Genomic DNA, 10,656 nt, shown 5'->3' with positions numbered 1-10,656 from the left:
ACCAACAGGAACAACCCGATACCGAGATCGGGCGATCAGCCACGCCCACTGGGACCTATACATCAGCTCAAAGCCTCACAACCAGATTCAACCCCACACCAACCGCCGATCGGTGTATCCAGGCTAAGGAGCACTTCGACAAGCTTCCGGAGGCGTTGCAGACCGCCTGGGACTTCGTCCTGCAGGGACAGTTCACCCAGGCGTTCGCCACCATCACGAGCTGGAACATCTTCGGACTCGGTTACTTCGGCTGGCCGCTGGAGCCCATCTTCAAGATCCCGGGCGAGATCGCGCGGGACTTCGGCCTCAGAGCGGTCGGCGCGGTCCTGGACACACTGTTGGTCGGCAACAACGCGACGACGGGCTACGCCTACTCGCTGTTGAGCCCGCCCATCACGGCGATCTACCAGCTGACCGACATCATGAACGTGATCTCCGCGTCGATCTACGACCGCGACTGGGTCACCGCGATCAGCGAGGTCGTCAACGCGCCGGCAAAGGTGTTGAACGCGTTCCTCAACGGCTACCAGCCCAGCGTGGCCGCGGAATGGGAGTTCTTCCCCGGGCTGTTCAGCAAGGACGGACCGATCGACGCGTTCTTCGTTCAGCTGCCCAAGGCCATCGCCGCGGCGCTGGCCGGCCTGTCCGAGGATGACGAGGCTCAAAATCCCACGGCCGCCGATGAACTGGCCGCGGTATCGTCGACCGGGCTGGCCGGCGAGGACAAGCTGGTGACGTTGCCGATCAGCACCGGCACCGAAGACGGCGCGGCGACCGCTGGAGATGCCGCGGAAGAGGCCACTGAACCGACCGGTCCTGCCGACGAGATCGCTGCCGTCGGCGAGGAGGGCGACGAGGACGTGACCGTCACCGAACCGGCCGATGATGTCACCGGCGAGGAAACCGAAGAGCAACCGGACGCCGACGACGTGGCCGGCGAGGACGAGGACGGCGACGACGGCGACGAGCCGGCCGGCGAATCTGAGGAGGCCGCCGGCGACGACGCGGCCGGTGACTCCGACAGCGACTCATCGGCATCGGGCAGCGATTCCGGAAGCGAGTCCGGTAACCGCAAATCCGACTCTGGCGACAACTCCGGCTCTGGCGACAAGTCCGGCTCCGGCGACAAGTCCGGCAGCGACGAGTAGGGAGTTCGGCACCAGGGCACGGCCCCCTCATCACGAGGGGGCCGTTCCCGTCGACGACCCGGCGATGTGAGATCGCCGCGCACGACTGGGTCCGGAGTTTCCGCGCTCTGTCGGAGGGTAAGCCCTCGGCCATGTCGAGAGTTCGGACGCCCGATTCGTCTGTTGCGACTAGGAAGCCCAGCATTGCTCCGGCCCTGCTACTCGGCCTCGGGCTGGGTGGCTTCGTCGACGGCATCGTGTTGCACGAGATTCTGCAGTGGCATCACATGGTCAGCCATGTGGACGACTACCCGGTGGACACCCTGGCCGGACTCAAAGTCAACGTCCTGGCCGACAGGTTCTTCCATGTCGGTACCTGGGTGCTGGTGTGGGCGGGCACGCTGCAGACGCTGATCGCGTGGCGCAAAGGTCAATTGGCACCCACGTGGGCGTTCCACTTCGGGCTTCTGCTGGCCGGCTGGGGAATCTTCAACGTGGTCGAGGGTGTGATCGACCATCAGATCCTGGGCATCCATCACGTCAGAGACGACCTCGGCGCCCCCCTCCCGTGGGACATCGGATTCCTGATCTTCGGCGCGCTGCTCATCGCGACGGGCTGGGCGCTGTACCGACGCGGCGTCCACACGCTTGAGAGCCGTTCACACCGCGTCGACCACCAATGACCGGCGCCCTGGGTGAGGCGCGTTTTCCTGGCCGACAGGCAGTTCGACCTACACTCAACCCCGCAGAAGTCAGTGAGGACAACGAATGACCGAGCTCGCAGAAGACCGGTATGACGTCGTGGTCGGTGACGTCCACAACCACGAGGACGAAGCCGCTGACACCCGCAATGTCGTGGTCTCCCAAGGTAAGTCACTTGCCGAAGCCGAAGCCGACTTCGAATATCACGCCCGGCGTGTCCCTGCCGAGCACCGCTATGTGCAACTCCGGCACAGCGGAGAGGGCGGCGCCATCGTGAAGACGTATCCGGCCACGGGGTGACCGGCCATCGAGTCCGAAGATGCGCGGCGTCGGGGCTGCGGCTGTGACCGCGGCGGTGCGGCCGCCAGCATTCGGACATATTCACACGCCGGCAGAGCCAGCTCCGTTCCCCACACGACGTGTCAGTCGTCGCCCCGCGGCGGCGGGCTGACGGCGACCCCACCGGACCGGTGCTCCGGCCCCGCGTCCGGGTGCTCGGCGGGAACCCGCTCCCGGAAGCGAGCGGCCTCACTGCTGCCCTGCGGCCGCCGCTCAACGTCATCACCGCGATAGGGGCCGGGCTTGGGCCGAGGCTTCCCACCGGGGAAGGCCAGCCTGATCACTGTGCGCTGCACCGTGAACCATTGTCTGCCGAACCTGCCCGAGTTGTAGGGCAGCTCGTATCGCTGGCAGATGTCCTTGACCTTCGGTGCGATCTCGGCGTAGCGGCTGCTGGGCATGTCGGGGTAGAGGTGGTGCTCGACCTGGTATCCCAGGTTGCCGCTGATGAGGTGGAACAGCGGGCTGCCTTCGATGTTGGCGGCGCCGATCAGCTGGCGCACGTACCAGCCGCCGCGGGATTCGTCGGCGACCTCTTCTTCGCTGAAGGTATAGGTCTGGTCCGGGAAGTGACCGCAGAAGATGATCGCGTGCGCCCACACATTGCGGACCACGTTCGCCAGCGCGTCGGCGGCCAGTGTGCGCAGGTAGGTGCTTTCCACACCGGGTAGTACGCGGTCGAGAACCGTTGCCAACCCTGCGATCCGGCCGCTGCGTCCAGGAAGTTGCCGGAGCCGGCGTCCGACGCGGGACTGCTTGGGCTGATCTATCCGATCACCCAGCGCGAGCTTGGCCAGCCCGAAGGCTGCCGCGCTGATCAGAGGCCAGCCGATGTAGTCCTTGACGATCTGCTGGCGGGCCTTACCGGCGATGCCCTTGAAATCGGCTTTCAGGTCGGCCATCGTCTTCTGTCCACGCCACAGCGCCTCGACGTCGGTGTCGTGCAGGGCGACACCCCACTCGAAGAGAACCATGAGGAGAAAGTTGTACAGCGGTTGCCCCAGGTTGGCGCGCCGCCACTTCTGGTTGGGGTCGACGCGCATGATCTCATAGCCGAGGTCTTTGTCTTTGCCGCGGATGTTGGTGAATGTGTGATGGATGTAGTTGTGTGAGTGCTTCCACGCTTCCGCGCTCGACGCGGTATCCCAGTCCCATACCGACGAATGGATATCCGGGTCGTTCATCCAATCCCATTGACCGTGAAGGATATTGTGCCCGAGTTCCATGTTCTCGAGGATCTTGGCCATGCTCAGACACGCGGTGCCGAGCACCCACGCCGTCGGTGACCGGGACGCCAGTAATAGGACCCGGCCGGCCACCACGATCTGGCGCTGCACCGAGATGACCATCTTGATGTAGTTGCGGTCGCGTTCGCCGAGTTCGGCAAACACCTCGTCGTGAATGGCGTCGAACTCCTTGGCGAGCTTCTCCAACTCTTGTTCACTCAAGCGGGCGAGCGGACTCTCGATCGATGCTGTCATGTCAATCCTCCTGCGTCACAACTCAACTGCAATATCGCCTTCCGGGGCGTGAATACAGATCCGGATGTCCTGCCCGGTGGGTTCGGTCACTTCACCCGATCGCATGTCGCGTACCCGCCCCGACTTGAGCGTTCCGACGCAGGTGTGACAGATACCGATCCGGCACCCATAGGCAAGATTGAGGCCGGCCTGCTCCCCAGCCTCCAAGATCGGTGTGCCGCCGTCGCAGTCGACGGTGGTGTCGCTGTCCAGGAACGTCACTTCACCGCCCTCTCCGTCGCCGGCGTTGCCGCTGATCTTGGGTTGAAATCGCTCGTAATGCAGCCGGTCTGGATCACCGTGTTGCTCCCAGTGGTCGATGAGCCCGTCGAGGAGCGCACCCGGGCCCGAGCAGAATGCCTCGCGGTCACGCCAGTCGGGACACAACTCGTCGAGGTCGGCAGGTGACATGCGGCCACGCTCGGAGGTGAGCCGAAGGTCGAGCCGCATCGTGTCGTGACGGCGTTGGAGGTCTTCCAGCGCGGACAGGAACATCACCTCGTCACGAGTGCGGTCCGAGTGCAAGACCACGACGTCGTCGATCTCACCACGATGGTCAAGGCTGCGAAGCATGCTGATGATCGGGGTGATACCGCTGCCGGCGCTGATGAATAGCATCTTGGCCGGCAGCGGCTCCGGCAGGGTGAAGACGCCTTCGATCTCGCCGAGCCGCACCACCTCGCCGGGTTGGATCTTGTGCACCAGGTACGGCGACACGACGCCGGTGTCCACCTTCTTCGGGGTGACGCTGATCAGCCCGTCCTCCGGCTCGGGGTCCGACGTCAGCGAGTAGGCGCGCCAGTGGTAGCGGCCGTCTATGACGAGCCCGAGCCGGACGTACTGGCCGGGTTTGTGTCCCGGCCACTCGTAGCCCGGCCGGATCAGCACGCTGGCCGCCTCGCTGCCCTGGGGCTCGACACGCTCGACCTTCCCGCGCAGCTCCTTGGTCGTCCATAGCGGGTTGACCATCTCCAGATAGTCGTCCGGGCGCAGCGGACGGAACAGATGTCCGATCGCTCGTAGCAGCATGCGGCGCCCCCGCGGTACCGGTGGCCGTGCGCCACGCTCCGCCATTCCTCACCCCTTCACCTGCGGATTCCTGTGCAGTGATCGGCATCACATCAATGGTTAACCCTGTTGCTGCCTCCCCGGCCCTACTCGAAACCTGCGAAAGCGTGGAGCCGAAGAAATGCCGCCTACCAGCACCGCCCACCCGTGGCGATAGCCAGCGACCCTGACCAAATAGTGTTGCGAAAGAACACCTTTCGCCTGGTGACATCGGTTCCCCGAGTGTATTCACAGCGGCTGTGGTGCCCGTCGGCAAGTCGGGTGAAGCTGCACACTCACTCAAGGTCTCGGGTCGGAAGACAACCGGCGCAGACTGGACTGATGAGAATCGCCATCAGCGGCGCCGGTGTGGCCGGCCCGGCGCTGGCGTACTGGCTTCACCGCAGCGGCCACACCCCAACGCTGATCGAGAAGGCGCCGGCCCTTCGTACCGGCGGCTACATGATCGATTTCTGGGGACTCGGCTACCAGGTGGTCAAACGCATGGGTCTCGCGGACTCCGTGCGCGCCGCCGGTTACGACATCCAGTCGATCCGCAACGTCGGTCCCGACGGTGAGATCAATGCCGAGCTGGGCGTGGACATGGTGCGACGCGCGATCGGCGGGGACTTCACCAGCCTGCTGCGCGGCGACCTGTCCGCTGCCCTCTACGCCGCGACGGCCGGCACTGTCGAGACGATCTTCGGCGACATCATCACCGGCATCGACGAGGACGCCGACGGCGTGCGCCTGCACTTCGATCAGAGCCGGCCTCGGGATTACGACCTTCTCGTCGGCGCCGACGGGCTGCACTCCGCGGTGCGTCACCTGGCCTTCGGGCCGGAGGAAAACTATGCGCGCTACCTCGGAGCGAAGGTGGCCGCCTGCGAAGTCACCGGCTACCGACCCCGCGACGAACTCGTCTACGTCAACTACAGCACCCCCGGCCGTCAGGTGGCGCGAATCGCACTACGCGACGACCGCACCATGTTCTTGTTCGTGTTCCGGGACGATCGTGATGATTCGAGCACGTCTGCGCTCAGTCAGCTGCGCGAGCATTTCGGCGGAGCCGGGTGGGAATGCCCGCAGATTCTGTCCGCCATCGACGGCGTGGACGATCTGTACTTCGATGCCGTCAGCCAGATCCAAATGCCTCGCTGGTCCCGCGGGCGGGTGGTTCTGATCGGTGATGCGGCCGGATGTATCTCGCTGCTCGGCGGCGAGGGCACCGGTCTGGCGATCACCGAGGCCTACGTTCTGGCCGGGGAGCTCATGCGGGCGAGCGACGACCACCGCGTCGCGTTTGAAGCATATGAGCACCGGATGCGTCCCCTCATCGAGGCCAAACAGGCAGCGGCGCGCAGATTTCTCGGCTTCTTCGCCACACGAACCCGACTCGGTCTGCGGTTCCGTGACATGTCGATGCGCGCACTCAAATGGCGACCGTTCGCGAAACTCGTCACGCGAGGGGTACGCGACGACGTCTCGTTACCCGACTACGAGCTGCGGTAGCGCTTCTGTCGGCGTCCGCCACAGCATGGTGATCCGAGGCTCACAGATGACGGTCACTATGGGGTTCGAGGCGGCAGATCGGCTTGATCGTCGGTGTTGCTCCGGTACCGGCGGAAGAACGTCAGGAAGTACGCCTGCATCACCGCGAAGATGAACGCCGTGCTGATGCCGAACAGCAGAACGCCGTTCACCGCCTCCAGTGCGCTGATCAAACGCAACCGCTCGGGCAACACCAGACCGGGGACATCAAGCGAAACCATGGTGCCCAAGGAATAGACCGACGCATCGGTGAACGAGTCGAATGCTCCCAGCCACCGGTAGGCAGACGCCCAGAGCACACCCTCCAGACCGTGCAGGACCACAAGCGTCAGCGCGACGACTGCGATGCTGCCGCTGACGATCAGAATCGCCCGTTTAGGGCCGAACGCGTTCTTCTCCAACCGGTTCCGGATCCGCGCCTCCAGACGGAATGCCATCACCACCACCCCGGTCGTGTGGATCGCAATGGTGAGCACGATGAGCGACAAACCCACGATCCAGCTCGCAAGGTCCACGCTAGCTCCTCGATCAGCAGCGTCAGAATTACAGCGTTGCAAGCAATTTACCGACGGCGGCGATGACGTCTGAACCGGTACGGCCCGCCTGAAGCGAGCGCTCCCGGAACGCTTCGACTCGGTCGAATCCCTGCGCAACCTGCCTCGTCGTTCGACGTCCTATTTGCAGCGGTCCAGAAAGTCGACCGCAGGCTTTTTGATGGCCTCCAGTTCAGCCCGCACCTGCGGATTGGCATCCAGGTACTGCTGCACCTGCGGCTGCATCTCTTCCCGCGATTGGCCTTTGAGAGTCGCGAAGAAATCGTTCACGGGCGGATGCGTGAACAGATAGGCGGAGACGGCCGCCGCGACCCCCGCCCGCACCCCGGCCCAATCCGCGGGCGAACAGTTCGGCGGGGCGGGTGGAGGTGGTGGCGGCGGCTGAGCGGCTGCCGAGATCCCGCCGAAAAACGTTGCGCCGAACAACATGACTGAGCTGACGGCTCCCAGTGCTGCCCGGCGGCCACAACGTTGTAATGGCAACGTCATCACAGCTCCTCCTTCAATGAATGAGTGAAATGCTCATCGCGGGAGGGCGGTCGGCTGAACCGGCATTGACGGCCGACGTGTCTTCCGCGAGACAGGGACGCAGCGCGACCGGGACGGGCATCGAGATCGCTGGGATAGAGCCCCACTGGGCTGATCCCGGCCTTGTGTAGCACTGTCGTCATCGCACGGCTACTTCCGCGATTCAGAGGGGGTGCGGCTTCCGGCACCCTGTGGGGCTCACGATATGTCCACCGACCTCAGCGTGTGCGCATATTCGCCATTGCGGGACTATTTGAAAAGTCACGCAAAGCATTTCGCGACACCGCCACCGGTTTCCCAGCCGCGCTGCGCTTTAGAAAGCGGCTTATGTGCTTCTGCGTCGATTCGCACACCGAAGGCAGCACACGCTCCTTAGAATCTCTTCGAGGCGAACGAGAGAAGACGTCCATGAAGCCTTGGGTACAACGCATCGCCGTGTCCGCCGTCGTTCTGACCACGTTGCCGCTGATCGAACTGTCCACTTCACCCGTCGGCCACGCTCAACCGCCACCGCCACCGTGTCCCCCGGGCATGTACTGGAACTTCACCACGCTCATCTGCGAATTCCCGCCACCGCCCCCGGTGTACATCGACCCGTGGCTGCCCGTCTACGTTCCGGACCTCGTCGACGTCGACCTCGACCTCGATGTCCCTGTCCCCGGGCCTCCTAGGCCACCTGGGCCACCCGGGCCACCAGGAGTCGGCGGGCCGGGACCACCTGGAGTAGGAGCCCCGGGACGGCCGGGAGCCGGACGTCCCGGACCTGCGCCGCGACCTCCCGCCCCGAGGCGCGGCGGTGGACGCCGTCGCTGACATCACTTTCCCGGGAAGGTGCCTGCGGTAGCGAACCGGATCGACCGCTAGTCCAGCTTACCCGGGTCTCCCGTCTTGCGAATCATCCTGTCCGCCAACCATTACCACTTCTGGGCGGTTCCGTCCGACGACGTGCCGGCCATGTGGGCGCGCGGTCGCCGACCTGCCGCGGGGCCGCTGCGGCCAAAGCAAGCAGCCGGCAGGCGAGTTCGCGAGTGTCTTGGATCGGTCGCCACAGAAGGCTGGAGTGGTTCACCAGACCACCCGAACTGTCAGTGAAGTCGTGATGCTTGCGACGTCCGTTCTTGTCGGTGGTCGAATGTATGTTCGAAGTATGTCGGGGAGCGAGGTGCGGGCCGCGGTGAGCGGGTTGCGCCGCGCCTTCGATGAGGTGGCGGCCTGTGAGGTTGATTTGTTGACCCGACCGGATTTGGTGGCGGCCCTGGATGAGCTGGAAACCCTGTGGTGTCAGCTGCCCGCGGTGCGTCATCGGCTGCTGGCCCGGTTGCAGGCTGAGGCGACCCCGCGCCAGATGGGTGCGAAATCCTGGAAAGAGGTGCTTTCGGTGCGTTGGCGGCTCTCGACCGGTGAGGCGCATCGGCGGTTGAGCGAAGCGGCGGTGTTGGCGCCGCGCCAGTCGTTGACCGGCCCGGCCCTGCCGCCGGTGCTGCCGGCCACGGCGATCGCCCAAGCGCACGGGCTGATCAACGCCGAACACGTCGACGTGATCCGCCGATCGCTCAACAAGGTGCCGGGCTGGGTCGACACCGCCACCCGGGAGCGCATTGAGGTTGATCTGGTGCGTACTGCGGTCGGTAACGGCCCCAAGGAACTCAAGGACTGCGCGGAGCGGACGTTGTTTCTGCTCGATCAGGACGGCCCCGAACCCGATGAAACCGAACGCGCCCGCAAACGCGCGGTGTCGAGGTCGCCCCAGCGTGGGGATGCCATGGTGGATCTGCGCGCCACGCTGACTCCGGAGGCGTGGGCGGTGTGGGAGCCGATTTTCGCCCGGTTGGCCGCGCCGGGGATGTGTAATCCCGACGATCCCGAGCCGTGCACGTCGGGGACGCCGTCGCAGGCCCAGATCGACAACGATCAGCGCAGCCTGGCCCAGCGCCAGCATGATGCGCTGGTCGCGGCCGGGCGGATCGCCCTGATGAGCGGCCAGCTCGGGCAGCTCAACGGGCTGCCGGTGTCGGTGATCATCCGTACCACGGTGCAGGATTTGCAGTCCCGGGCCGGGGTCGGTGTCACCGGCGGGGGCACGGTGGTGCCCATCGCCGAAGTGATCCGCATGGCCGGGCACGCCAACCACTATCTGGCGGTGTTCGACCGGGCCACCGGCTCAGCAATGGATTTGTTCCGCGCCAAGCGCATCGCCTCCCCGGCACAGCGGATCATGCTGATCGCCCGTGACGGCGGGTGCACCAAACCTGGCTGCACCGTGGGCGCCTACGGCTCTCAGGTCCATCACGTGGTCGCCGACTGGGTCGATGGCGGGAACACCAACGTCGATGAACTCGGCCTGGCGTGCGGGCCGGATAACCGCAGCGTCGACCCCGACGGCGGTGGGTGGTCGACCCGGATGAACGCCCGCTGCGAGGTGGAATGGATCCCACCCCCGCAGCTGGACACCGGTCAGGCCCGGCTCAACTACTACCACCGACCCGAACGGCTGCTGCGACTCCCCGAGGATCCGCCACCGCAGAGCCAGAACACCAGTGCGCCAACCCAACCCGCCAACAGCGCGACGGTCGACGCCGAGCCGGGTCCGCCGACACCGGCCGATGACCCCGGCGAACCCGGCGGACCCGCACCACCCGACAACCAAGCGGCCTGACCGCCGCGAGGTTCGGTGACCCGTGACACAGGATGGCTCACCCGTCAGGTCAATGAGCCACACCGCCTCGCCGAAGGGCTATCTGGGCGCCGGATTGGTGACGCTTGGCGTTCTCGGCGTGCGCGTGTCACCTTCGCTCACCCGTAGGCGGGATACCGGTTCTCCCAGATGGCGAGTTGGTCTGTGCGGTGGCCGCGGGCGATTCCGATCTCGGGGCCGAGCAGCATCGTGGCCCCGCCGCTACCGTCGTAGCGTTCCCAGGGCTCTCCCCCGCGAATGAATTCCAGCCACAGGTCCTGCATGGCATCTGACATGTGGCGCGCCGCCTCGTCAGCACCGGCCAGGGCGGGCGCGGCGTCCAGGTTGCCGAAGACCAAGGGCAGGCACGAATCGTGACATGCCCCCAGTCCGGCACGTGGCGACGGCCATTGGAGTTCGTAGCGGAACACCGCGTGGCCGCGCTCGGCGTGTGCGCGGACGAACTGCTCGGTCGGCGCGGTGAAGTTGGGGTTCCCCAGAAAAAGTGGACGCGGTTAGCTTGCTTCCAGGGTGACACTCATGGTGCGTTCGTAGCTAATTGGTGAGCGCTGACCGATCGCCGAGTGCCTACGTTGATGATTGTAGAATCGCAT

At 65.2% G+C, this 10,656-nt stretch carries 11 protein-coding genes; 6 read left to right on the top strand and 5 right to left on the bottom strand.

Annotated elements, in window-relative coordinates; translation table 11 throughout:
- Positions 1-155: 155 nt before the first annotated feature.
- The 3 genes from ACXMYJ_RS27945 (at position 156) to ACXMYJ_RS27935 (ending at position 2,129) form a co-directional block, all read left to right on the top strand.
- Positions 156-1,148 carry a hypothetical protein gene (locus tag ACXMYJ_RS27945; RefSeq protein WP_460359425.1) on the top strand — a complete coding sequence of 331 codons (993 nt, stop codon included), beginning with the start codon at positions 156-158 and terminating at the stop codon, positions 1,146-1,148.
- A 131-nt stretch (positions 1,149-1,279) separates the two neighbouring features.
- Positions 1,280-1,810 carry a DUF2243 domain-containing protein gene (locus tag ACXMYJ_RS27940; RefSeq protein ID WP_460359424.1) on the top strand — a complete coding sequence of 177 codons (531 nt, stop codon included), beginning with the start codon at positions 1,280-1,282 and terminating at the stop codon, positions 1,808-1,810.
- Positions 1,811-1,895: 85 nt separating this feature from the next.
- Positions 1,896-2,129, top strand: a complete 234-nt coding sequence (locus ACXMYJ_RS27935; RefSeq protein WP_260751219.1) for a hypothetical protein — start codon at positions 1,896-1,898, stop codon at positions 2,127-2,129.
- A 122-nt stretch (positions 2,130-2,251) separates the two neighbouring features.
- Here the strand turns inward: ACXMYJ_RS27935 and ACXMYJ_RS27930 are convergent, their stop codons facing one another.
- Together ACXMYJ_RS27930 and ACXMYJ_RS27925 are read right to left on the bottom strand one after the other, a co-directional pair.
- On the bottom strand, positions 2,252-3,649 hold the full coding sequence (locus ACXMYJ_RS27930) for a fatty acid desaturase family protein (protein WP_460359423.1): 1,398 nt from the start codon (positions 3,647-3,649) through the stop codon (positions 2,252-2,254).
- A 15-nt stretch (positions 3,650-3,664) separates the two neighbouring features.
- The gene (locus tag ACXMYJ_RS27925; protein WP_260751217.1) at positions 3,665-4,762 is read right to left on the bottom strand and encodes a ferredoxin reductase; all 1,098 of its coding nucleotides are present in this window, start codon (positions 4,760-4,762) and stop codon (positions 3,665-3,667) included.
- A 315-nt stretch (positions 4,763-5,077) separates the two neighbouring features.
- On the opposite strand from ACXMYJ_RS27925, the gene ACXMYJ_RS27920 reads away from it, so the two are divergent.
- On the top strand, positions 5,078-6,247 hold the full coding sequence (locus ACXMYJ_RS27920) for an FAD-binding domain (protein WP_260751216.1): 1,170 nt from the start codon (positions 5,078-5,080) through the stop codon (positions 6,245-6,247).
- A gap of 56 nt (positions 6,248-6,303) precedes the next feature.
- Here the strand turns inward: ACXMYJ_RS27920 and ACXMYJ_RS27915 are convergent, their stop codons facing one another.
- Both ACXMYJ_RS27915 and ACXMYJ_RS27910 read right to left on the bottom strand, forming a co-directional pair.
- Complete coding sequence (locus ACXMYJ_RS27915) at positions 6,304-6,801, bottom strand: hypothetical protein (RefSeq protein ID WP_460359422.1); 498 nt, start codon at positions 6,799-6,801, stop codon at positions 6,304-6,306.
- Positions 6,802-6,960: 159 nt separating this feature from the next.
- Positions 6,961-7,329, bottom strand: a complete 369-nt coding sequence (locus tag ACXMYJ_RS27910; RefSeq protein WP_260751214.1) for a heme-binding protein — start codon at positions 7,327-7,329, stop codon at positions 6,961-6,963.
- Positions 7,330-7,776: 447 nt separating this feature from the next.
- Between ACXMYJ_RS27910 and ACXMYJ_RS27905 the strand changes: the two genes are divergently transcribed.
- Entirely contained in the window at positions 7,777-8,181 is a 405-nt protein-coding gene (locus ACXMYJ_RS27905) for a hypothetical protein (protein ID WP_460359421.1), read from the top strand.
- Positions 8,182-8,500: 319 nt separating this feature from the next.
- Positions 8,501-10,024, top strand: coding sequence for an HNH endonuclease signature motif containing protein (locus tag ACXMYJ_RS27900; protein WP_260751213.1), 1,524 nt, complete (start codon positions 8,501-8,503; stop codon positions 10,022-10,024).
- Between the two features lie 137 nt (positions 10,025-10,161).
- Here the strand turns inward: ACXMYJ_RS27900 and ACXMYJ_RS27895 are convergent, their stop codons facing one another.
- Positions 10,162-10,542, bottom strand: coding sequence for a carboxylesterase family protein (locus tag ACXMYJ_RS27895; RefSeq protein WP_460359426.1), 381 nt, complete (start codon positions 10,540-10,542; stop codon positions 10,162-10,164).
- Positions 10,543-10,656: the final 114 nt, after the last annotated feature.

It is taken from the genome of Mycobacterium sp. ZZG, from assembly GCF_054786995.1.
The sequence above is the reverse complement of the archived record's forward strand: the minus strand, read 5'-3'. Positions and strand labels throughout refer to the sequence as shown.

What these genes read in the sequence shown, in the direction of transcription:
- ACXMYJ_RS27930 (WP_460359423.1), bottom strand. Translation starts at nt 3,649, where the DNA reads ATGACAGCATCGATCGAGAGTCCGCTCGCCCGCTTGAGTGAACAAGAG.
- ACXMYJ_RS27905 (WP_460359421.1), top strand. Translation starts at nt 7,777, where the DNA reads ATGAAGCCTTGGGTACAACGCATCGCCGTGTCCGCCGTCGTTCTGACC.
- ACXMYJ_RS27900 (WP_260751213.1), top strand. Translation starts at nt 8,501, where the DNA reads ATGTATGTTCGAAGTATGTCGGGGAGCGAGGTGCGGGCCGCGGTGAGC.
- ACXMYJ_RS27935 (WP_260751219.1), top strand. Translation starts at nt 1,896, where the DNA reads ATGACCGAGCTCGCAGAAGACCGGTATGACGTCGTGGTCGGTGACGTC.
- ACXMYJ_RS27925 (WP_260751217.1), bottom strand. Translation starts at nt 4,762, where the DNA reads ATGGCGGAGCGTGGCGCACGGCCACCGGTACCGCGGGGGCGCCGCATG.
- ACXMYJ_RS27910 (WP_260751214.1), bottom strand. Translation starts at nt 7,329, where the DNA reads ATGACGTTGCCATTACAACGTTGTGGCCGCCGGGCAGCACTGGGAGCC.
- ACXMYJ_RS27920 (WP_260751216.1), top strand. Translation starts at nt 5,078, where the DNA reads ATGAGAATCGCCATCAGCGGCGCCGGTGTGGCCGGCCCGGCGCTGGCG.
- ACXMYJ_RS27940 (WP_460359424.1), top strand. Translation starts at nt 1,280, where the DNA reads ATGTCGAGAGTTCGGACGCCCGATTCGTCTGTTGCGACTAGGAAGCCC.